Source organism: Streptomyces sp. NPDC016309, assembly GCF_043077235.1.
Classification (GTDB): Bacteria; Actinomycetota; Actinomycetes; order Streptomycetales; family Streptomycetaceae; genus Streptomyces.
In genome coordinates, this window is sequence record NZ_JBIBSG010000002.1 from 617,304 (window position 1) to 639,335 (window position 22,032).

Here is a 22,032-nt window from a genome sequence, read left to right on the forward strand (position 1 = left end):
CCACGCCGCCCGCGAGCACGACCGCCTCTACACCACCCCCCGACCAGCAGAACTACATCCTCACCGCTTGATAGCGAGCTTCACTCGAAGCGAACCGCACCCGAGGCGATGGCGATCGTTCGGTGGGCGGGCTGGCGGCTGCGGCGAGTGCGAGCGAGGTCATGTCGGCGCTTGCGCAGTACAGGGTGGCTTCGAACAGGCGGCGCTGCTCGGAGCGCGCGACAGCAGGACCGAGGCGACCGCGCCGGGGGAGGCGTCCATCCCGGGCACGGTGGGGAGTACGGCGGTGTGCCCGGCGTTAACGGTCTGGGCGAGCATCTGCCTGCCCGCCTTGCTGCGGATGTGGTTACGCAGCTGTGCGCGCCACTCGGCGACTTCGCGGGGTGCCGGCGGTGTCCATGCTGGGCTGGCCAGCCTGGCGGGGGTCGGGGTAGCCATGAGCGTGGAACGTAATATCGAAGAAGCGCTCCGTACCACCACGGTAGCCAACGGCCGCGCTGCGCGCCCTGCCGTCCACCCCCGGGAGGCCAGCCCCGCCATGGCGGCCACCGACCCGACCCCGCCTCCGCCACGCCCGCTCCAATCGGCCGGCTGCCGCCGTTCGATCGAGGCACACAGCCAGGCCGCGCCGCCGTCCCGCGTGGCCCCGGTCATCGCACAGGCGGTGGAGCGGCAGACCGCCGCGCCGCGCCCACTGACCCGCCGCGCGCTCCCCGAGCGCGACGACGTCCCGGACGACGCGATCGCCAACTCGGCGGTCAGAGGCCCGAGTTTGGCGAAATTCACTCGATAGTGGCGAGAAGTCGCTCACGCATCGGAAGTGTCATTTTGTGACGTCGATCACGCAGTGAATGTAGATCATGCCATTGAGTGACTATCTGCACAGATCAGAGGGGCACTAGCCACTCTAGTGATCACTTTGAGCTTCGGAGTGACCGCACCGCGTGAAATTTGTCGGGCCGGGCGTGCGTGTTCGGCCGGTTGGGCCGGTTGAGTGATCCCCAGCGGTGCCCCGGGAGCCGCCCTTTCCGTCACCCCTCAACGAAGAGGACCGAAGAGACCCCATGACCGACGACGTTTCTGAGGACGGCCGCGTGCCTGTGGCCGAGGAGGTCCCGCTCCAGCTCCCACTGGAGTTCGAAGCCCACTACCTCACCAACCAGGAGACGTTCCACGACTTTGCGCTGAAGATCCTGCTGACCAACGACCGGGCGGAGAAGGCCGTCCACCGCGCCTACGTGGAGATCCGCACCCGCTGGGACACCCTGCTCACCGAACCCGACCTGCAGAAACAGACCTGGCAGATCCTGCGCCGCGCCATCATTGATGGACTGATCGGCGGCTACCGCGAGGAACTCGCCGCGCGCGACAGCGGCATCGGCCTGTACCCGGCCCTCGCAAAGCTGCCCCCGCGCCAGTTCGACGCGATCGTCCTGCGCTACGTCGGCGGGTACGACACCAAGAAGATCGCCTGGTACATGGGCCTCACACCCAGCACCGTCACTCACCACATCCGCAAGGCCCAAGAGCGCCTCGCTCCCATCCACCGCCGCGCCACGCGGCCGATCAAGAAGGAGGACGCCCAGTGAGCGATACCTGGGAACAGCTCTTCGCCGACGCCGACAACGCCGTCTGCGAACCCCGCCGCGCCTTCGATGTCGGCGCCGGGCTGCGCCGCATCGCCCGCGACACCGCCCACCTCCCGTCCCCCGATCCGGCACCCATTGGCGGCCACCCCAGCGCCCGGCGCCGACTCGGCGTCATGACCCGGGTAGTAGTCACCCAGGCCGGGGCGGCCGCCCACATGGAGGAACTGACCGCGCTACTCGGCGACGACGCCACCGTCGCGCAGTTCGACGGCTGGACCGACGGCGTCGACATCGACGGCGTCCAGGTCTTCGCGTGCATGCTCTACCTCGCCCACCACCCCGAAAGCGCCCGCTTCTGGTGGCGCTTCGCCGCCGGCGCCGGCTCCAGCGGCGCGGCGTACTGTCTCTACCTCGACCACCTTGCTCTCGGCGATGAGCGTGAGGCGAAATTCTGGAAGCGGCAGGTGACCGCTCTGTTCTGCCCGGATGCGCCCCGGGGTCGCGAAGTCGACACTCAGGCCTTCCTCAAGGCGCTGGAGCACTTCACGAACGACTCCGCTCGCCGCAACGCCAGCAGGGCAGTACTGACCGGCGGACTGGAGGCCGACGTCGACCAGCTGGCCGACCGTCACACCGCCGACGGACTGGTCTGCCGCCCCGACGCCCGCCTGACCGACCGCATCCACGAACTCGCCGGCCGCCCCTGAAACGCAGAATTCCGGCGGGGGGGGCCGAAGGTTCCTAGGCCGCCCAGCCCCCGCCGGACCACACACCAGCGCCCCGAAGAACGGAGCATCTACCGGGAAGACTAACCGTCGCACCCGCATATGGGAGACGACCCCGCGAATCCGCCGCGGCCGCCACTGGATCGCCCGCCGACGCACCGCCCTGATCTCCAGCGCCCTGCGCGGCGCCGCCTACGCCACCGGCGCCGGCATCGTCGGTCTCGGCTTCTACCTGCTCCAGCAGCAGATCTGACTCCGGCAGACCCCCGGTCCGTCAGACGCGCGGCGGTCCGCAACCTCTGGGTGCAGCCCGCCGCCCGTCTGCAGGCGTCAACTATGGTGCTGCGACGCCGCCCATCCCGGTGATCTCCAGCCCTTAAACCTCTCGGGGTGGCTAGGAGCGTGTCTCCGTAACGGGCAAACTGACCGGGTGGTCGCGACCGGCCGGATCGCTCGCGGTCGCCGGCCGGTGTCCTTGGGCGATCGGTGGCCGGTCCTGGCGGTCCGGAAATCGGCCCGATAGGGCCGGTGGCCGCGCCGGTCAGGCGATCGCCGCGGCGAGTCCTGCGGTTCCCGCGTGCCGGAAGGCTTTGCGGAAGTTGTGGCAGGCGGCCAGCAGCAGCCATTCTCCTCGGGCTCAGTCCTCGCCGCGCAGGAGAAGCCGGCGGCCGTTGTGGCAGGTCATGATCTGGCCGAAGACGGGCTCGACGATCGCTTTCCGGCGGGCGTAGGCGGCCTTGCCGGATTTCGTCCGGAGCTTGCGGGCCATGCGTTCCTTCAGCGTGGCGTTCTTGGGGATACGTCCGCGTGGTGCGGGCGGGACCTGCTCGTCGTGGGCGAGTCGACCGGTGGCCATGAACGTGTCCGTGTCGCAGGCCAGTTGGCGCTCTCGTGCGGCCTCGAGATTGGTCTCGGAGCAGTAGCCGGCATCGGCCAGGGCCTGCTTGGGGTGGACGCCGGTGTTCTGTGCGGACTGGTCGAGCATCGTGGTGTAGTTCAGCGCGTCCGAAGGATCGGTCGTCACGTCGGCGGCGATGATGACCTGATGCTCTTCATCGACGACGGCCTGGGCGTTGTAGGCCTGGATGTAGGCGCCGTCGCTGTTCTTCATGATCCGCGAGTCGGGGTCGGTGAAATTGGCCTGGGCCTTGGGCTTGGGCCGCGACTTGGCTGCTGCCTGATCGCCCGCGTCGGCGACGGCCCGCTCGTCGCCGGTGCCGGCATGCTCCTGCCGGCGGCGTTCTTTGTCCTCGGCATGGCGGCGGCCTCGGCTTCGATCTGTGCGCGGGTGGCCTGCAGCTTCGCCAGACGCTTCTCACGCCGGTCCAGCTCGGCTGGCAGGTCCGCTTCCTTGCCGTCACGGCCGAAGGTCTCGTCCTCGGCCGTGTCGGCGGCTTCTGCCTCGGCCAGCAGGCCCTGGGCCTTGGCCTCCAGCTGGGCGATCTCGGCCTCGATGCGTTCTTCTTTGTCGACCAAGCGGCCGTAGCTCATCGCCTTGTGCTTGGAGGCGCTGGCTTCCAGTTTCGTGCCGTCCAGCGCGACGCGGCCCATCTTGACCATGCCGAGCTTGGTCGCGAGGTGCAGCGACTGGGTGAACAGGCCGGCGCGTGCATCGAGATGGCGACGGCGGAACCGGGCGATCGAGCGGAAGTCCGGTTCCTGGCCGACGGCCAGGAACCGGAACGCGACGTCGTCGGCCAGGCGGCGCTCGATCGCCCGGGAGGAGCGGACGCCGGTGGTGTAGCCGTAGATCAGCAGACGCACCATGAGCCGCGGATCGTAGGGCGGGTAGCCGCGTTTTTCGGTGTGGTCGGCCAGGACCGGCGAGAGGTCGAGCACTTCGTCGACCAGGTCGGCGACGAACCGGGCCAGATGCCCCTCGAGCAGCCAGTCCTCCAGCGACGGCGGGAGCAGCAGCATCTGATCGGGGACGAACGCCCGGAAGGTCTTCTTCACCGCCACCGTCGGCGCGATCTCCGCCTTCACCACCGCCGCCGGATCCACCTCGAACAGGCCATCCCCACCAGACATCCAGGACTCTCCCATATGGAAGATCACGAACAGGAGGCGGCGTCGGGCTCAATTGCCTGATCGACTGCCAAGGTCCGCGGACAGAGCCGCGTAGATGTACTCGCTGCCCCAGCGATCCCCGTCGAGGTCGTTCTCGACCAGGTGCGCCTCCCGGCGCATCCCGAGGCGCTCACAGACTCGCACAGACCCGGTGTTCTCCACATCCAGCCGTGCGTAGAGCCGGTGCACGCCCAGCGTGTCGAAGGCAAACCCGGCCAGCGCCGCAGCCGCCTCGGTCGCGTAGCCGTGCCCCTGGTGACCTGGGTCGAGAGTCCAGCCGATCTCGGCCTGGGCTGCGCGGGCATCGGCCAGGGCGAGGCTCACCTCGCCAAGGACGCCGGGCTCATCGCGTCGGCAGACAGCGAGCGCCAGCTTGTCCCCGTCGGCGCGCCAGACCGTCTGCGCCGCGCGCTCGGCGGTAACCTGCTCGCTGCGCTCACGCGTGTGCGCCGGCCGGTACAAGTAGCGCGCCACGCTCGGCAGGCTCTGATAGGCGTACAGGTCGTCGGCGTCGCCGGGAGTGAACAGACGCAGCGACAACCGGGCCGTGGTCAACGGCAGCAGCGAGGATACGTCCATGCGGACCTCCGGGACGCGGATGTGGATCAAGGCGCGGACTGATTTTCGCATCACGACTGCCCGGCAGCCACGCCTTTTCAAGAGCAGCGCTCGGCAGCCGCACTTCACCAGGAGGCGCGGCATTCCAGGAGTTGTTTACTGACCCCCGCTCCTGGCGGAGCTCGGTCACGGTTTGGAACTGAACGACGTGTTGGCAGACGAGGGCGTCATTAACGATCATTGCCGATTCCCCTGTGGTGCCTGTGACCACGCTGCCATGATCGGACCATGCTCGCAGAGTCTTCAGATGTACCTGCCCCCAAGCCCGAGCCGCTCAGACGGCGCTGGCCTGTTGCAGCAGCGTGCCTGGTGCTCGGAATCGTTCTCGGCGGAGCAGGCGTAGGAGCGGTGTGGTGGGTGACCTCGAGGGAGGAGGCTATGGCCTTGAACGGCCCTGCCTTCAGCGCTGCGGGCAAGGTCACGGTGTTCGGCTCATGGGTGCATGGTCAAGAAGGCGAGGGCTGCGTTGGAACGGATGCTTTCGCCGACCTGCGCGGCGGTGCTCACGTGCGCGTCTTCGACCTGTCGGGACGGCAGGTCGCTCAGGGGGCGCTCCAAGACGGGACAGCCGGTGAAGTGATCGGCGACAGCTGCACGTGGCCCTTTAGACCGTGTCCTATGTGGTGAGGCGGACGTTGAGGTCGTCATGGGGCGGGGCACGTGGAGTTGGATTGTTCCGGATGGGTTGTGGGAGATCGCGAAGCCGCTGATCCCACCGTCGAAGGTTCGGCCGCAGGGCGGTGGAACGCAGGACACACCTGATGAGACGCTGTTCGCCGCGATCATCTATGTGCTGGTCTCCGGCTGCGCCTGGCGGGCCCTGCCGCCGTGCTTCGGGATCTCGAAGTCGACCGCGCATCGCCGGTTCCTGATCTGGTCCAGGGCGGGCGTGTGGGGCCGGCTGCACGAGGAGATCCTGCACCGTCTCGACGACGCCGGCCTGCTCGACCTGTCCCAGGCGGTCCTCGACTCCGCCCACGTCAGGGCGAAAAAAGGGGGTGAACTCACCGGTCCGAGTCCCGTGGACCGGGGCAAATCGGGTTCCAAGATGCACGTCCTGTCGGACGCGAACGGACTGCCCCTTCTCGTCGGCATCTCAGCCGCCAACACCCACGACAGCCAAGCTCTGAAGCCCATGGTGCTCGGGCACCCACCGAGTCACCCCCGCCGTACCCGTACGCTCACCTCACCCTGCGAGGGCACCGCGGAGCAAATCACCTGCCCCGTCGGTGAGCTGTCCCCAGGCCAAGCGTTCGAAGGCACGATCGTGGCCGAGCTGTCTCCCGGCCAGACCGAGGCGCAGATCCAGGGAAAGGCCACCTGGAAGGAACCCGCGCCGGTGTAGCCGACCGTATCCCAGAAGCTGTGTTCCGGCTCCCCGAGAGCGGTGAGGGAAGCCGCCGCAGTGCCCCTGGCCACCGGCGTCCCGGCACCTGCGGCCGGTCAGGCGCCGGGGGGCGGCGGATGTCGGCGTCCGCCGCCACCCCGGCGGGGAGCTATCCGTTCTGGGGGCGGATCCTGTCGATGCCGGCGGCGGCCGGGTCGGCTGCGGTCGGTTGGCGCCGAGGGGCTCCGGCCACGTCTTCTCCTCGGGCGGAGCGGCCTGCCGGTCAGTCGGCCTTGACCACGTACACCGTGTCCAGGAACGGGTTGTCGGCCGGGCCCTTCGGGTAGTCCAGGACGGTGATGTCCTGGTGGGTGCACCCGCCGCTGCTGGGCAGGGCCGGGTTCATGCAGTGATCCCCCGGCGTCGGTCCGCGCGCACCTTGACCAGCCTGCGCCTCTCCTCGGCGACGTCGACCACGGCCCGGCCCACCCGTTCCTGAGTGATCAGGTCCCAGCAGGCGACGATCGCGCGGGAGGCGAAGTCGGCGTTCTCCGCGCCCTCCTGTGTGGCCTCGTGCTTGGTGGCGAGCACGTCCCCGGCGGTCAGCCGCTCGAAGCCGATCGGCGCGAGCGGCGGCGTGGCGGCCGTGTGCGTGTAGAGGGTCAACGCCCACGTCGTCGGGCCGTCCTCGCTGTGGCCGGGTACGTGCCAGACGCTCCAGGACGTGGCGACCAGCGGCGCCATCCCCGGGGCGTAGTCGACCGGCTGGTCGAGCACGAGGAAGCCGGAGGGGGAGGGGACGCGCTGGGGATCGAGCGGAGACTTCCTCGGCCGGGCGGCCTTGCGGGTGGCGACCGCCGTGGTGTCGGCGTCCGCGTAGTACATGCACGCACTCCGCAGCATTTATGAGAATCACCGTCCGCAACCACCGTCACGCACGGTTATACGCGGCTGTCGTGATGTTGCTTCTCCTGTCCTGGGTAGTCGCTCAGGTAGGAGAGCGTCGATCTTGGCGTGATCCCGACCTGCGGAGCGTGCTTCGCATGACGGATTGGACACCTGCCATGACCACTACGAACCCGGCGGGCACCCCTGGTCGTCGTGACGGCGGTACAGGCGTTTCCGGACACGGCCCACGCCGCTTGTCGACCGAGACGAAGTCGGCCCTGAAGACGACGGAGTTCTTCGTCTACATCGCCTCTGTGATCGCGGTCCTGATCGCCTCCATGGTGGTGGGCACCGAAGAGGGACACGTCGACTACTTCCGTGCTGACAAAGCCTGGCTGTACATCGTGATCCTCACCTTCGGCTACATGATCAGCCGTGGGCTGGCCAAGTCGGGAAGCCGTGATCACTACGACGGCTCCTGACGCGGCATGCCGGATCCGCGCGAGCGCCCGTCCTGATGGGCGGTGATCCGCGAACGGGTGATCCCAGGACCGTCGCGGTCTTCACCTGCCCGCCCAAGGGAACGTTCATCGTGTGAGGCGGGCGTGCTGTCCGCTGCTACGGGCGCCTCACAGCGCGCCGCCCCCGACCGGCCACGAGGCCGGGCAGGGGCGGCGCAAAGCCAGACGGCGGCTTCCGGTAGGGCGGGTCGGCCGTCAGTCCTTGGCGATGGCCATGCCGAGGAAGATCCCGACCAGCAGTGCGACGCTGCCGGTGGCCATCACGGCCCACGTCCCGGTCTGCGTCGCGGTGAACGTCGAGGTCATCCCCGCCTGCGCCGCCGCCTGAGTGGACTGCGCGCCGGCCATGGCCGCCTCCTGGACGGCCAACCCCGTCTCCAGCTTCTGGATCTTGCTCTCCAGCTCCGACTGCTCCATCGTGCGGTTCCTCTCTGAACGGTGTGCCGGGCTGATTCCGGCATCACCGTCCATCGGTTCCCCACCTGCCATGCACAGCCGCGCTGGCCGCCTGCGGAGCACCCGTTTGCCGACGGCCGTCCCTGCCGAGGACCTCGGCCAGCGGCCACCACTCCCGGCCCGGGTCACGGAACCGCGGGCTGAAGTTGTAGCCGAGATCTTGAACAGGCCGAACACCATGTCGGAGTAGGAGGCGTTGTCGGTCGCCACCATCTCCGGCTTCACCCCGCCATCCAGGTTCAGCAGCGCGTCCAGGATGTGCAGCGAGTCGCGCGGGGTGCGGGCACCACCATCTGCCCGATGCCCGCGACGGTCGTTGACGGCGTTGAGCCAGGTGATGCCGCGCTTGAAACCGAAGCACTTCGGCGCCGGCGCGGCGTTGATCGTGCGCACGGGCACGACGAACCGCAGCCCGTCCACCGACGCCAGCAGACCGTCGCCCCAGTACCGGACGATGGGCACCTCGGCCTGGGCGGCGATCAGCTTCGCGTTCGCCGCGGCGATCGTGTCGGCGCGCAGGTAGAACTGGTCGACGTGGACCAGCCGGGAGCGGGTCAGGGCCTCGATGGCGGGGTTGGTCACCGGGGTCATGCCGATGTTGCACGCCTCCGACACCAGCAGCGCCACCAGCGACGTGTGCAGGTCCTTCATGCGGGTAGTGCCGTCCCCCAGGTACACGAAGGCGTCCAGGAACCCGGTCCAGCCGTGCACCTCGAACAGCAGGTCCGGCAGGTCAACCTTCGGCAGCATCCGCTCCACCCGCCGACGCAGCCACCGCAGCGACTTCGGCTCGCCCAGCGCGCCGAGCGCGTCCACGTTCAGCTTCGCCCGCCCGTTCGACTGGACCTCGATGGAGACCTTCGCCTCCTTCCCGGCCTCCTCCAGCCGCTCGGCCATCAGCTTCCACGCCGCGTCCAGCGCCCTCACCAGCGCGGACAGGTGCTCCTCGACGGGCATGTCCAAGCTCAGCCCGGCCAGGACGTCCTCACAGACGGCGTCCCACTCCTTGCCGTCCAACAGCCGGGCCCGCGGGTCGGACCAGCGGTGCGACGGGGAGGCGAAGACGTTGCGGCTGTTCAGGGCCCGGTGCAGCTGCTCCAGCACGCACACCACGTACGCGCCCCGGTCCACCGCCCCCGCGGGCAGATCCGGGTTGGCGTACACCGCCTTGCGCCACGCGGGCGGCACGAGCTTGTCGTCCACCTCGCGCGGGAGCAGCGGCTTGTCCTTCACCCGCCGCCGCGCCAGCGCCGGAAGGCGCCGCACCCCGGCTAGCACCCTCGCCCCGGCCGGCGCCGCCCCCAGCGCGGACGTCTCGCCCAGCAGGGCCAGGAACGGGCGCACCGTCGCGTAAGCGCGGCCCGCATGGCGACCTCGGCGGAGTCCTCGTCCTCGGGCACGAGCGAAACCACCAGCGCCGCGGCGCTCATCACCACCGCCCTGGGGGCGACTTCCTCCATCGCCGCCCACAGCGCCGCCGCGTCCAGGTCGGTGCCGTGGGTCTCGACCAGCTCCAGCTCCTCGAACAGAACCTTCGCCGCCCGCGCCAGCGTCCGTGACGCCTTCTCCAGCTGCGGCAGCGTGGAGAGGCGTTCCTTGTCCGTGGCCCGCTTCGCCGTGCTGATCAACCGGGTGGCCATCAGGACCTGGAACAGGTCCAGGGCCTCGTCGATGGCCTTGGCCTCCAGGTGCCGCATCACCGCAGTCAGCATCGCCGTGCGCTTCGGCTCGCTGGCCCGCTCCAGCCGGGCCGCCTTGCTGCCCAGCCCGTAGCGGGCCAGCGCCGCCAGCCGGTTCGGCGGGATCTTGTTCAGCCGCACCCGCCCCAGACCGAACGCGCCGATCTCGTCCACCCGCTCCAGCGCACGGGCGAACGCCGTGCCCGTCGTCCGCGTCGGCGGCCGGCGCAGCCGCTCCAGCTCCGAGTACCGCTTCCCCTCCGGCGTGACCAGCGTCGCCACCAGCTGCTCGGGCAGCTCACGGTCCGCGCGGGCCGCGGCCCTGTCGACGGTGGCGTGCAGCCGCTTCTCCGCGATCGTCCGGACCTCCGAGACCTGCCGGGCCAGCACACTCACGCCCGGCAGCAGCACCCGGTTCCGGCGCAGCCAGCCCACCGCCTGGTTGAACAGCGCCACCGGCCCCTCGGCGTGCGTCCACGCCCGCCCGTACAGGAACGTACGGAACCTCCGACCCCACTCGGGGTCTTCGTACGGGTGGTAGCCGTAGGCGTCCCGGATCTCCCACGCGTGCTCGTACGCGGTCATCTGCCGCTCGGTGTACCGCTTGATGCACGAGACGTTCTCGGTGCCCAGCTGCTCGCCCACGTGCTCGATCACCGGCCACGGCACCGCGAGGGGGTCCTCCAGGAACAGCCCGATGTACCGGACCGTGCACATCTGCAAGGCGAAGCCGAGACGGTTGTGGTCACCACGACGCTTCGCGATCAGCTTCCGGTCCTCGTCATCGAGGAAGAAGAAGCGCTCCAGCTCGGGCCTCGTCGGCTCCTCGGCGAACTTCCCGTACGCCTCAGCCTGCTCATCAGTTAAGAATTCCACCGGCACCCGGCGGACGGTACCGACGCCCCACACCCCGCCGACGATCTTTTCCTGAACGCCCGCGCACGGCGGATCACCTGTGGTAGCCGCCCAAGATCAAGTGCCTAGCGCTAACGGCTGTACCGATGTTCCCCAAGGCCGTTCCATCCCAGCCAGGCCGCGACCGCCGGCGGCCGTCACCACCCGGGTGCAGCACCTCGTGATGCTCGGCCGCCGACGCCCTGCTGCTCCTGGTGGAGTACCGGCCCGACACTCTCCACGGCTTCATAGCCCGCACCGGCCTGATCCTCGACGAACTCACGTCACCTTGACGAGCCGAAGTCAGTTAATTCCCCGCAGAAACACGAGAGCCCCCGTCCTCCTGGTCGCGGAGGCGGGGGCGCTGCGGTGTGCGAGGTCTGGCAGCGTCAGGTCTGGCACTGCGAGGTGGCCGCGCTGGACCAGTTCGACCAGGCGCCCCCCGCCGGCCTTACGTGGACGCGGATCGTGACTTTGATCGTGTCACAGATGCGGCTCTTGGAGGCGATGGCGATCGGGCCGACCGTGGAACGCCGCTGCACGATGGTCCGGCCGCTGCCCATTTTCACCCAGTCGTCGCTGCCCGCCTGGGAGTACGCCTCGTACTCGACCCATGAGGCGTGGGAGCGGGAGTTGGTGATGAGGGCGTGGGCGGTAATGTCGCGCCAGAAGATCCGCCCGTCCTGCCAGCGTTCGGCGGAAATACAGCCCCGGGCGCCGATGTTCTGCGTCGAGACCCCGCCGCCGCAGGCGACGGCAGCGGCGTGGGCCTGGGCGGGGAAGACGAGCACGGCCACGGCGGCTGCCGCGACGAGAGCTCCCGTACGTTTCATGGTCCGGGCAGTTTTCGTCATGGGGGAACCGTATCCGCTCGTTCAGTCGCCCGCCCCACGGTATCCGGCACAGTCACGGTCTGGTTCTGGACATCTTCGACCACGGTGGCATTAACCCAGGTCGAGACCGAGCAGGTTAGCGGTGACGAGCAGTAACGCGCTGGCCGCTTCTGTGCACCCCGACAAGGTGAACCAGAGCCCGTTCTCGCGTGCACAGCCACCCAGGCCACCGAATAGCGCAGGGTTGGAACACCGACTCTTCACCAGTGGCCTGCCACGACTGCGGCCGCCCCCCATGGTCCTGCGCGGCCTGCGGCACCGTCAACCCCTCCGCCCGCAGCCACTGCGAGCGGTGCGACGGCACGATGGCCGCCGAGCAGTTGGGCAACCGCGAGTAGGGGTTCGAGATGACCTACGAGGAGTGGATCGCCACCCAGGTCGGCCCCCGCGTCGTCGGCGGCCGGTACGACCACGGCCACGCCGGGAGCGTCTACGAGGTCCTCGCGATCGAGCGCGGCCCGCGCCCGCTCGGCGTCTGGCCCGTGTGGGACATCACCGTCCGGTTCGAGAGCGACGGAAAGAACTGTCCCCGCGCACGCACCGTTTACCACAATTGATCACCACCTTGGAGGAGGCACCCATGACCACACCCGGCAACGGAATCTCGATCACGCACGCGCTGGAGCCGCACGACTGGTCCAACGAGGAGACCGCCGCGTACGAGGCCGCGATCGAGGCGGTGAACGGCGCGGTCGGCGCCTACAGCGCCCGCATCGCCGCCGAGTAGACCAAGCCGCAGCCAGACCAGCAGGTCATCCAGGACGCCCGCACAGCCCAGGCCCGGCTCGCCCGCGAGCGTGAGGAACTGCGCTCCAGCGACCGGGAGCAGATCGCCGCCGCCCGGCAGCACTACGCCCAGCTCGCCCGTGAGGTCCGGGGAGGTGCCGCGTGATCGACCCGGACGCAGTCGAGCGCTACCGGTTACGGGAGGCGGACAACCAGCGGATCTTCCGTGAGCGGATCATTCCCGACCTCCTGGAAGGGCGCGCGCCACAGGAGACGCCCACCGTGGTCTTCCTCGTCGGTCAGCCCGGCGCCGGCAAGAGCAAGGTGACCGAGATGGTCGCCGCCGCGCTCAACCAGCACGGCGGATTCGCGGACATCGACAGCGACCTCTACAAGCCCTACCACCCCGCCTACGACGAGCTGATGGCGCAGGACGACACCCTCATGGCCGCCTATACCCGGGCGGATGGCCGGGCCTGGATGGTACAGGCCGAGGAGTACGTCCGCACCCACGGCCTGCACGCAATCATTCAGGAGACCTCGCAGAACGCGCAGGCCGTGGAGGACAAGATGCGGGCCTACCGGCAGTCCGGTAGCCGGATCGAAGGCCTGTTCATGGGTGTGCCGAAGGCGCTGAGCGACCAGGGCATCCTGAACCGGTACGTCGAGCAGCTCGCCGACCGCGGACAGGGACGCCTCACCGTCCAGGCCAACGCCGACGAATCCTTCGACGGCACCCTCGACCTGGCCGACCGCGTCGACCGGAGCGCCCTGGTCGACCTGGCGAGCGTCTACCGCCGCGGCGAGAGCAAGCCCCGCTACACCAACAGCCTGGATAGCTCCGGGCAGTGGACCGCCCCGCCGGCCCTGCGGGACGGGGTCGGGCCCGAACGCATCCGTCCCCTCGCGGCGGCTGAGAGCAAGGGCTTCGCCGACACCCAGCTGCGGCTGCGCGAGGCCACTCGCGGGCTAGGTCCGGAGTGGCCGGAGCAGCTGGCCCGGATCGAGCAGAGCGCGGCCCCGATCCTGCTGCCCGCCGACGCCCAGCGCCTCGCGCTGGCGGCGCGACCGTCCGCCGCAGCCGCCCGGACCCGCAGCACCACCACCGCCCGGAAGCCGGGCCAACCGAAGCACGGTCCGGCTCAGGATCCCGGCTCCAGGCAGCAGCCGCCCCAGCACGGGCCGGACGGGCCCGAAACCGGACGCGGACGAACCCGGTAACCCTGCTACTGGCTCTTTCGGCAGCGGGCCAAGCCCAAGTGGCCAGGCCCGCTGCCACCCGTGCGGGCAGCAACCTTCTCATTGTTGCTGCTTGACCCGGTCTTTTACCGTGCGACGGCCGTGGCGCCGAAGGGCTTTGGCTTTGTTCACGAGATCGGGTTCTGGTCCAACCTCTGTGGAGCCCTCACACTCTGTAACCTGCCGGGACTCGATGGTCCTTCGTCACTCGCTGACAGACCTGTTTGGGACCATGCCCGCATGGACTTCGACCTCGCCCCACCAAACGGCGTTGGCCCGTTGCGGATCGGTATGACTCGACACGCGGCCAACACCGCGTTGGACTCGCTCCGCGATCCTTCTGCGATCTCGGAGTCCGACCGGCAGGGACAACACGGGTTCCGTCCCAGCGGGCTGATGATCAGCATCCACTGCATGCGCGGCATGCTCGAAGCTATCGAGCTGGGAAGGCCCTCGTCCCAGACGGATCGAGTGTTGTTCCAGGGTGTGGACGTGTTCGCGCTTCCGGCCCGCGAGGCTGTCCGGCGCGTCGGTGAGCTCACCTCGATCGAGGAAGATCCTGACGACGATGCTTCCTTCGTCGCCCCGGACTTGCTGCTGAGCTTCTGGCGTCCGTTCGCAGCCGACGATGAGCCGGAAGAAGAACAGGGCTACTACTTCAGCTCGGTCCTGCTGGCACGGCCTGGCTACTACGACACCCTTGCTCAGGCTGCGGAGCGACTCCAGCAGAGCTCGTGACTGTCCCGTCTGGATGCCAGCAGGACTCGTTTCCGAGGGAGGACCGAAACCAGCCCGGCCGTACATCTGGCGCTTGATCATTTTGATCCGGTTGACGTGGCCTTCGACGACGCCGGAGCTCCACGGCAGAGTTAGGCCGGCGGTGACGGCGGCGAGATCGCGTTCGAGGCCGTTGACGAAGGTGTGGAGGCTGGGCAGGTCGTCGGCGCGGACCGCCTTGATCCATTGTGGGAGCTGGTCGCCCTGGAGCTGAGTGAGCATCTTCCCGAACGCGCGGACGTGCCTGGTGAGGGCATCCAGTTCAGGGCAGCCGGTAAGGACGGATTTGAGCTTCAGCCGTTCGCACTCCGGCAGGGTGTCGGGGTGAGTCAGGATCCAGCCGGTGACCGTGCGCGGGGACGGAGGACGGGTTGCAGGTGCGCCGACGCGGCGATCGGCAAGCCGGACGAGGTGGTGCGCACGGCGCTGTACCCGGTGGTCGGGGAGAAGACGCTGCGCGACCTGGTGGCGGAGGCGAAGGCGAACGAGAAGGTCTTCAAGGCCAAGGTCCGTACCACCCTGCGCTCCTCGTACAGCTCCTACTACCGGCAGATGCTGCCGCCGCTGCTGAGGATGCTGGGCTTCAGGTGCAACAGCACCGCCTACCGGCCGGTGATGGACGCGATGAGGCTGCTGGAGAAGTACACGGAGGTCGACGGTAAGACCCGCTTCTACGACGCCGCCGACGAGGTGCCGATGGACGGCGTCGTGCGCAAGGACTGGCGCGAGGCGGTCGTTGACGACAGGGGCAGGGCCGAGCGCATCCCTTACGCTGTGCGTGCTGGTGGCGCTGCGGGGGGCGATCAGGCGCCGCGAGATCTACATCGAGGGCGGCCTGCGCTGGCGTAACCCGGAGGACGACCTGCCGGGCGACTTCGACGCCACCCGCACCGTGCACTACGCCGCGATCCGCCAGCCCAGGACCCCGCCGAGTTCATCACCGGCCTCAAGCAGCGGATGACCGACGGCCTGGACCGGCTGTCCGCCGCTCTGGCAGACGGCTCGGCGGGCGGGGTGAAGGTCACCACCCGCAAGGGTGAGCCGTGGATCACCGTGCCGAAGCTGGAGAAGCTGGACGAGCCCACCGGCCTGGCGGCCCTGAAAGAGGAGGTCGTACGCCGATGGGGCGTCCTCGACCTCCTGGACGTACTCAAGAACGCCGACTTCACGACTGGCTTCACCGACGAGTTCGCCTCCGTCGCCGCGTACGAGCGGATCGACCGCGCCACCCTCCAGCGCCACCTGTTGCTCGCGCTGTTCGTGCTGGGCAAGAACATGGGCATCCGCGCGATCGTGGCGACCGGCGAGCACGGGGAGACCGAGGCCGCGCTACGGCACGTCCGCCGGCACTTCATCACCGTCGACAACCTCCGGGCCGCCGTCACCAAACTGGTGAGCTCCACCTTCGCCGCCCGCGATGCCGCATGGTGGGGCCGCGGCACGGCGTGCGCCTCGGACTCGAGGAAGTTCGGCTCGTGGTCCTCGAACTTCATGACCGAGTACCACGCCCGTTACGGCGGCAACGGCGTGATGATCTACTGGCACGTGGAGCGCAAGAACGTCTGCATCTACTCGCAGCTCAAGAGCTGTTCTTCCTCTGAGGTTGCGGCGATGATCGAGGGCCTGCTGCGGCACTGCACGGACGCCGAGATCGAGTCCAACTACGTGGACACGCACGGCGCGAGCGTGGTGGGGTTCGCCTTCACTGAGCTGCTCAACTTCCGGCTGCTGCCCCGGTTGAAGGACATCGGCAGCATCCGCCTGTACCGCCCGGACGACGACCCGCCCGGGTGGTCGGCGCTCGGCGCCTCCCTGACCCGGGCCATCAAGTGGGACCTGATCGAGCAGCAGTACGACCAGATGGTCAAATACGCCACCGCCCTGCGCCTGGGCACCGCCGAGGCCGAGCAGGTGCTGCGGCGCTTCACCCGCGGCGGCCCCAAGCACCCACCTACTCCGCGCTCGAAGAACTCGGCCGCGCCGTACGCACGACCTTCGCGTGCGACTACCTCGCCAGCCCCGGCCTGCGCCGCGAGATCCACGGCGGGCTCCAGGTCGTGGAGAACTGGAACAGCGCGAACACCGTCCTGCACTACGGCAAGGACGGCGCCCTGACCGGCCCGGACAAGGAACACGCCGAGACCTCGATGCTCGCGCTGCACCTCCTCCAGTCCGCCCTGGTGCACGTCAACACCCTGCTGTTGCAGCAGGTCCTCGCCGAACCGGCCTGGGCGAAGAAGCTGTCCGACGAGGACCGGCGAGGACTGACTGCGCTGTTCTGGTCGAACATCAACCCGTACGGCACCTTCCGCCTCGACATGGACAAGTGGCTCGACCTGCTGCCTGCCCTGGTGCCCGGGCCGCGCCGCGCGGCGGATGAGGCGTTCAAGCAGCAGGCTCGGCATCCGGCCGCTGAACCGGAGCAACACCGCCGCCCACGTCGTGACCACCCGCAACCTTCCATTGACGTGATTCAGGCGGGAGCATCTTGGTGACGGTGGACGGGGGTGGCAGACCATGGGGCGTAGACGGGGTGCGTGGGCCGGGTCGGCGGTAGCGGGAGGGGCCGCATTGGTGGCGGCTGTGCTGGGGCCGGTGACCAACTACGCCAGTGCCGCGGTGCCTGGCTGGGCGGCGCAGGCGTGGGTGATCTGGCCGGTGTTCGCCGTGCTGGTGGCGGTCAGCATCGGGCTGTTGCTGTGGGGCCGGCATCTGGATGCCGCAGCAAGGCCCCCGGCGCGGCTGGCACCGGTGAGCCGACTGGCCCGAGGCCAGCAGGCTTCGTTACGCCCCCCGCATGTTCAGCGCGTGCGGGGGCGTGAGGGAGAACTCGCCGTGCTGGCAGGCATGCTTCGGCGGCCACAGGGCCGGTTCGCGGTGCTGTGCGCGGTCGGCGGGATGGGCAAGACAACGGTGGCCGCGCAACTGGCCAGCCAGGCCGAGGCGGCGGGCTGGCGAGTGTTTTGGGTGCGCTGGCGCGACGGTGCCGAGCTGGCGCAGCAGATGGTGCAGGCGGCGCTGGCCTGCGGCCTGCCAGAGGCAGAGCTGGAGGCCGCACGAGCGGGGCAGGCGAGCCTGCCGGATGTGGTCTGGCGACAGTTGGGCCGGGTGCGGCGGTGGCTGCTGGTGGTGGACAACGCCGACGAGCCGCACGAGATCGGCCCGGCAGGGGAGCCGGTGGCCGACTATCGCGGCTGGATCCGTCCTCACGGCCGGGGCCTGCTGGTGGTGACCAGCCGGGATGGCAGCGAGCAGACCTGGGGTCCGTGCGCACAGCTGCTGCCACTGGAGCCGCTGCCGGTGCGACCTGCGGGGCAGGTCCTGCTGGACGCTGCTCCCGTGGCCGGCACCGCCGAGCAGGCCCGGGAGCTGGCGGCGCGACTGGGCGGGCTGCCACTGGCTTTGCACGCGGCCGGCACCTATCTGGCCGGACCCGCCAGCCGCTACCGCACCTTTGCCGCCTACCGCCACGCCCTGGAACAGGAACTGCCATTCTTGTTGGGAGCGGCGCACCCGAATGCCTCCCATCCGCAGGTCGCCCGCGCCGTGGTGCGGCACACCTGGGAGGTGTCCTTGGACCAGCTCGCCGGGGAGGGCAACGCTTTGGCCCGCCCCTTGTTGCGACTGCTGGCCCTGCTGGCTCAAGCCCCCGTCCCACTGTCCCTGATCACTCCGGACCTGCTATCCGTCGTCACCGGACACGACGTCACCGCGGTGGCCCTGGAGGCCGCGTTCGCCGGCCTGCACCGCTACGGTCTCCTCGGCCTGCCCCACTCTCCCGGCAGCACCGGCCCGGCGTCGGGCAGCAGCGAGGGGGCGCAGGTGGTGCTGCATCCCCTGATCCGAGAGATCAACGCTGTCGCCCTCACGGCCGAGACCTCCGATCTCGCCGTGTGGCACCGGGCCCTTGCCGAGCGGCTGACCACGGCCGTGCACGAGGCCAACCAGCGCGGGCGCGCTGGTTGGCCTGCAGCCGTGCTCCTCGCCCCCCACCTGCCTCTGCTGCTCGACTACGCGGACCCGCGCACCGCCACACACCACCGCACCACTCTCAACGCCCTGGCGCAGGTGCTGCAGAAGGCTGGCGCTTTCGGTGCGGCGCGCCTGCTGCATGAACGGGTCCTCGACGTCGAGACCCGCATGCTGGGCCCCGAGCACCCCGATACCTTGACCAGCCGCAACAACCTGGGCAATGCCTTGTTCGGAATGGGAGAGCCGGCCGAGGCAATACGCCTGCTCCGGCAGACCCTGGAGGACCGCACCCGCATCCTGAGCCCCGAGCACCCGGATACCCTTGCCAGTCGGCACAACCTCGCTCTCGCTTTGACCAGTGCAGGTGAGCAGGCCGAGGCGATAGACCTGCTGCGCCGAACCCTCGATGACCGCGTCCGCATCCTGGGCGACGAGCACACGCATACCTTGAGCACCCGCAACGCGCTGGAGACAGCGCTAGCCGTGTCCACCCAACGGCCACAGAGCCGGTGGTGGCACTGGCTGCGGCGCAGGAACGTCGCAGCCGGTGGCGGTTGAGGAGGCTCTGTATCCCCGAGCCACCGCCAAGCGACAAGTAGCACTCTGTAATTACTGTTGCATTGTGTGAGCGTAGCGGTGGTTGGGTCCACGGCTGTGAGTGTCGGCAAACGCCCGTCTGCCGACACTCACACCCGCGATCACGAACCCGCAGGTGGGCACCGTCGATAACCCGCGTCGGAAATCAACGTCGGAGAACGGTCCTTCGGGTGGTTTCCGACGATGCTTCTTTGCTACTGCCGCACTTCGACGGCCGACCAGAACCCCGATCATCAGATCGACGCGCTTCTCCGCAACGGCGTCGACCGCGACAACATCCATGTCGACGTCGCCAGCGGCGCGAAGGCGTCCAGGCCGAAGCTCGATCTCGTCATACAGCTGATGCGCGAGGGCGACACGTTGAAGGTACCCGGCTCGACCGGCTCTCCCGTTCCGTCCTGCACCTGGTGACCCTCGGCGCCGAGCTGCGCGAGCGCGGGATCGGACTGCACGTCATCGAGCAGGGCATCGACACCGCCACCATGGAGGGCCGGGCCATGTTCGGGATGCTTAGCGTGCTTGCGGAGCTCCAGAGAGAGCTGATCGTGGCGAACACGAACGATGGGCTTGCCTCCGCGCGGGCCCGCGGCCGGGTCGGCGGCCGCCGGCCGAAGCTCACAGCCGACCAGGCTGAGCTCGCCCAGCAGCTCTACGACGCCCGGGAGAAGACTGTCCAGCAGATTGCCGACATGTTCAACGTGTCCCGTTCCACGGTGTACGGACACCTCGACAAGACCAAGACGGTCCCCCGCCAGCCGAAGAGAACCGCCGCGGCAAAGTCTTGAAAGCTACCGGTGGGTTACTTGCTCCCTGGTGTCCGAGCTGGGACTACAGGGCCTTGTCGTCCGGTTGCAGTCGGCCGTGCGGGGCGCCGAGCAGTTCTTCGTCAACGACCAGATGACGTGGCTGGCCCGTACGACGGGCGAGGAACTGCCGCTGTGCGCCTTCGACGCCGACGACCTGCCGGAGCCGATCGGGTTTCTGCTGTGGTCGGAGGACTCCAGCGCCCACACGACAACCCTCGGCCGGCCCCGCGCCGTGCTGTGGAGATCGGCCCAGCCGCTTGGCCAGATGCCGGGCCGATTCCCACGCAGCGACACCTATGCTGCCCGCACCTCGGCCGCCAGTGGCGGTTGGCGACTTGCAGTGCGAGGTGTGCCACCGTCCGCTGGGCCTGCTCCTGGCGCGGAGCCGGCGTCACATCCTGTGTTGACGGCCCCAGGCGAAGCTCCCCTCGGTCGCTGATCTCGCCCGCCTTGGCCAAGGTTGAGTCGCTTCAGTCGCTTGAGTACCTGCTCGGAGGCAGCGTCGTAGGGGCAGCGACTGAATGTCAGCGACTGGCCGGGCTTCAGTCGCTTGGCAGAAACTGCAGGTCAGAAGCCTTTGGGTCGCGGACCAGCGACTCAAGCGACTCTGGGTGGGTATATGAGCGAAACCGTATGTGCGCGTGTGCGTCATATATAGGAACCTTCAGTCGCTTCAGTCGCTGTTTGCTGAGCACTGAGCACCTCCGGCATCAACGCCATGCTCGCACAGGCAAAATCGGCCCCCGGCATGGTCCTCAACGCAGCCCTCCTGGACGCCGACCCCTACGCCTTGTGCACCCCAGCCGGCATCGTCGACCTGCGCACCGGCCTGGTCCGCACCCCCGACCCGAACAAGGACTTCCACTCCCGCTCCACCACCACCGGGCCAGCCGCCGTGCCCACGCCGCGCTGGAACCGGTTCCTCACCGACACCTTCGGCGACGACACCGACGGCGCCGAAATGATCCGTTTTCTCCGGCTCCTCCTTGGTTACTCCATTACCGGGGACGTCGGCGGGCAGGTCATGCCCTTCCTCTTCGGCGCGGGCAAGAATGGCAAGTCCGTCCTGCTCGACGTCCTGATGAAGCTCCTCGGCGACTACGCCGACGCGGGGCCGCCCGGCTTCCTGATGGCACGCCCCTACGAAGGACACCCCACTGACCTTGGCGAACTCCACGGCCGGCGCGTCATCGTCTGCTCCGAGGTCAAACCCGGCGACAAGTTCGATGAGGCCCGCGTCAAGCTCCTGACCGGCGGCGACCGCATCAAAGCCCGCCGGATGCGCCAGGACTTCTTCTCCTTCGCCCCCACCCACAAGCTCTGGCTGCTCGGAAACCATCGCCCGGAAGTCGGCACCGGAGGCTTCGCCTTCTGGCGCCGCATGCGCCTGATCCCTTTCGAGCCCACAGTCTCCGACGACCGCAAGATCGACAACCTAGCCGACATCCTCGTGGCCGAAGAGGGGCCTGGCATCCTCAACTGGCTCATCGAGGGAGCACGCCGCTACCTCGGCGGCGACAAAGATCTCACCGGCCCCGACAAGGTCCGCATCGCCACCAGCGCCTACGCCGAAACCGAGGACCACACCGGCCGCTTCTTCGACGAAGCCTGCATCCTGAACCCCGACGCGCGTACCGAACAGTCCAGCCTGTATGCCGTCGTAGCGCGTGAAGTCGCCGGCGATACAGATCAGGCGCGGGCCGCTCCACAGCATTTTGGACGCGGCCGTCCCCCCGAGCCGGTCGCGGACCAGGTGCTCGAACTCGACGCGATGGTCCATCAGCCACGTCAGATAAAACAGGCCCTGGTTGATGGCGCCGGCATCGACGCCCCTCTTGTAGACCGGCCCCGTCCCGTACTCGCTCGCCACGAAGCGGACAGCCTCAACGAGGCCCTGCACATCCGCCTCGACCGCAGCAAGACGCGGCGTGACCTCGGTCACGCCGCTATTCGTCATGTTCGTGCGGAACAACTTCAGGCCCCGGCACCTTCCCCTCCTCGGCTCGGAGATCACCTACGCCGGGTGAGGGCAGGATTGTTTCCGCGAGGGTCTTCGGACCTGTGCAGATGGTGTGAGAAGCGCGCCGTCCACCTGTCGGCCCGGACGGCGAGCTTCCGGCTGGGGAAGCGAGGACGTCAAGACGCCACCGGCACCCCGGCGGCACACACAACGGCTGACCCGCGGGTCGCATGCCCCGGTGGCTTACAGGTCCTTGGCCCGCTCCACCCATGTACATCATCGCGGTGGCGCCGCG

Annotated in this window: 17 protein-coding genes and 7 pseudogenes; 15 read left to right on the top strand and 9 right to left on the bottom strand. The window is 68.8% G+C overall.

Annotated elements, in window-relative coordinates:
* The first annotated feature begins 1,064 nt into the window (after positions 1 to 1,064).
* A complete protein-coding gene (locus ACF068_RS07545) occupies positions 1,065 to 1,589 on the top strand; it encodes an RNA polymerase sigma factor (protein WP_392273211.1) in 525 nt (174 codons plus the stop codon).
* Positions 1,586 to 2,296 carry a hypothetical protein gene (locus ACF068_RS07550; RefSeq protein WP_392273212.1) on the top strand — a complete coding sequence of 237 codons (711 nt, stop codon included), beginning with the start codon at positions 1,586 to 1,588 and terminating at the stop codon, positions 2,294 to 2,296. Before ACF068_RS07545 ends, ACF068_RS07550 begins: the two co-directional genes overlap by 4 nt.
* Positions 2,297 to 2,855: 559 nt before the next feature.
* Here the strand turns inward: ACF068_RS07550 and ACF068_RS07555 are convergent.
* Both ACF068_RS07555 and ACF068_RS07560 read right to left on the bottom strand, forming a co-directional pair.
* Positions 2,856 to 4,345 (bottom strand): annotated as a pseudogene (locus ACF068_RS07555) (IS1182 family transposase).
* Positions 4,346 to 4,393: 48 nt separating this feature from the next.
* Positions 4,394 to 4,963 (bottom strand): GNAT family N-acetyltransferase, encoded by a 570-nt coding sequence (locus tag ACF068_RS07560; protein WP_392273213.1) that lies wholly within the window; start codon positions 4,961 to 4,963, stop codon positions 4,394 to 4,396.
* A 685-nt stretch (positions 4,964 to 5,648) separates the two neighbouring features.
* Here ACF068_RS07560 and ACF068_RS07565 point away from each other — a divergent pair.
* Positions 5,649 to 6,179: pseudogene (locus ACF068_RS07565) on the top strand (IS5 family transposase); the annotation flags it as partial.
* 433 nt (positions 6,180 to 6,612) lie between these two features.
* Here ACF068_RS07565 and ACF068_RS07570 read toward each other — a convergent pair.
* The gene (locus ACF068_RS07570; RefSeq protein ID WP_392273214.1) at positions 6,613 to 6,735 is read right to left on the bottom strand and encodes a hypothetical protein; all 123 of its coding nucleotides are present in this window, start codon (positions 6,733 to 6,735) and stop codon (positions 6,613 to 6,615) included.
* A complete protein-coding gene (locus ACF068_RS07575; RefSeq protein ID WP_392273215.1) occupies positions 6,732 to 7,214 on the bottom strand; it encodes a hypothetical protein in 483 nt (160 codons plus the stop codon). Before ACF068_RS07575 ends, ACF068_RS07570 begins: the two co-directional genes overlap by 4 nt.
* A gap of 257 nt (positions 7,215 to 7,471) precedes the next feature.
* On the opposite strand from ACF068_RS07575, the gene ACF068_RS07580 reads away from it, so the two are divergent.
* The gene (locus ACF068_RS07580) at positions 7,472 to 7,699 is read left to right on the top strand and encodes a hypothetical protein (RefSeq protein ID WP_392273216.1); all 228 of its coding nucleotides are present in this window, start codon (positions 7,472 to 7,474) and stop codon (positions 7,697 to 7,699) included.
* Between the two features lie 234 nt (positions 7,700 to 7,933).
* On the opposite strand, the gene ACF068_RS07585 is transcribed toward ACF068_RS07580, so the two are convergent.
* The 3 genes from ACF068_RS07585 to ACF068_RS07595 form a co-directional block, all read right to left on the bottom strand.
* Complete coding sequence (locus ACF068_RS07585; RefSeq protein WP_392273217.1) at positions 7,934 to 9,538, bottom strand: Tn3 family transposase; 1,605 nt, start codon at positions 9,536 to 9,538, stop codon at positions 7,934 to 7,936.
* A complete protein-coding gene (locus tag ACF068_RS07590; RefSeq protein WP_392273218.1) occupies positions 9,466 to 10,755 on the bottom strand; it encodes a DUF4158 domain-containing protein in 1,290 nt (429 codons plus the stop codon). The genes ACF068_RS07585 and ACF068_RS07590 overlap by 73 nt, the downstream gene beginning before the upstream one ends.
* 401 nt (positions 10,756 to 11,156) lie before the next feature.
* Positions 11,157 to 11,621 (bottom strand): hypothetical protein, encoded by a 465-nt coding sequence (locus ACF068_RS07595; RefSeq protein WP_392273219.1) that lies wholly within the window; start codon positions 11,619 to 11,621, stop codon positions 11,157 to 11,159.
* 245 nt (positions 11,622 to 11,866) lie between these two features.
* On the opposite strand from ACF068_RS07595, the gene ACF068_RS07600 reads away from it, so the two are divergent.
* From ACF068_RS07600 to ACF068_RS07620, 5 genes are all read left to right on the top strand, one after another.
* Positions 11,867 to 11,998 carry a zinc finger protein gene (locus ACF068_RS07600; protein ID WP_392273220.1) on the top strand — a complete coding sequence of 44 codons (132 nt, stop codon included), beginning with the start codon at positions 11,867 to 11,869 and terminating at the stop codon, positions 11,996 to 11,998.
* A gap of 9 nt (positions 11,999 to 12,007) precedes the next feature.
* Positions 12,008 to 12,217, top strand: a complete 210-nt coding sequence (locus tag ACF068_RS07605) for a hypothetical protein (RefSeq protein WP_392273221.1) — start codon at positions 12,008 to 12,010, stop codon at positions 12,215 to 12,217.
* A 23-nt stretch (positions 12,218 to 12,240) separates the two neighbouring features.
* Positions 12,241 to 12,387 (top strand): hypothetical protein, encoded by a 147-nt coding sequence (locus ACF068_RS07610; protein WP_392273222.1) that lies wholly within the window; start codon positions 12,241 to 12,243, stop codon positions 12,385 to 12,387.
* Positions 12,388 to 12,548: 161 nt separating this feature from the next.
* A complete protein-coding gene (locus tag ACF068_RS07615) occupies positions 12,549 to 13,607 on the top strand; it encodes a zeta toxin family protein (protein ID WP_392273223.1) in 1,059 nt (352 codons plus the stop codon).
* 258 nt (positions 13,608 to 13,865) lie between these two features.
* A complete protein-coding gene (locus ACF068_RS07620; protein WP_392273224.1) occupies positions 13,866 to 14,363 on the top strand; it encodes a hypothetical protein in 498 nt (165 codons plus the stop codon).
* Between the two features lie 117 nt (positions 14,364 to 14,480).
* Here ACF068_RS07620 and ACF068_RS07625 read toward each other — a convergent pair.
* A pseudogene (locus ACF068_RS07625) lies at positions 14,481 to 14,738 on the bottom strand (ISL3 family transposase); the annotation flags it as partial.
* Between ACF068_RS07625 and ACF068_RS07630 the strand changes: the two are divergent.
* From ACF068_RS07630 to ACF068_RS07655, 6 genes and pseudogenes are all read left to right on the top strand, one after another.
* Positions 14,727 to 15,251 (top strand): hypothetical protein, encoded by a 525-nt coding sequence (locus tag ACF068_RS07630; RefSeq protein WP_392273225.1) that lies wholly within the window; start codon positions 14,727 to 14,729, stop codon positions 15,249 to 15,251. The pseudogene ACF068_RS07625 and the gene ACF068_RS07630 sit on opposite strands and share 12 nt — an antisense overlap.
* 108 nt (positions 15,252 to 15,359) lie before the next feature.
* Positions 15,360 to 16,897: pseudogene (locus ACF068_RS07635) on the top strand (transposase).
* Between the two features lie 100 nt (positions 16,898 to 16,997).
* Positions 16,998 to 18,932, top strand: a complete 1,935-nt coding sequence (locus ACF068_RS07640; RefSeq protein ID WP_392273226.1) for a tetratricopeptide repeat protein — start codon at positions 16,998 to 17,000, stop codon at positions 18,930 to 18,932.
* A 222-nt stretch (positions 18,933 to 19,154) separates the two neighbouring features.
* Positions 19,155 to 19,504 (top strand): annotated as a pseudogene (locus ACF068_RS07645) (recombinase family protein); the annotation flags it as partial.
* A complete protein-coding gene (locus tag ACF068_RS07650) occupies positions 19,478 to 19,756 on the top strand; it encodes a helix-turn-helix domain-containing protein (protein ID WP_392273286.1) in 279 nt (92 codons plus the stop codon). The pseudogene ACF068_RS07645 and the gene ACF068_RS07650, both read left to right, overlap by 27 nt.
* A gap of 712 nt (positions 19,757 to 20,468) precedes the next feature.
* Positions 20,469 to 21,434, top strand: a pseudogene (locus ACF068_RS07655) (phage/plasmid primase, P4 family); the annotation flags it as partial.
* Here the strand turns inward: ACF068_RS07655 and ACF068_RS07660 are convergent.
* Positions 21,435 to 21,810 (bottom strand): annotated as a pseudogene (locus ACF068_RS07660) (transporter); the annotation flags it as partial.
* Between the last annotated feature and the right edge of the window lie 222 nt (positions 21,811 to 22,032).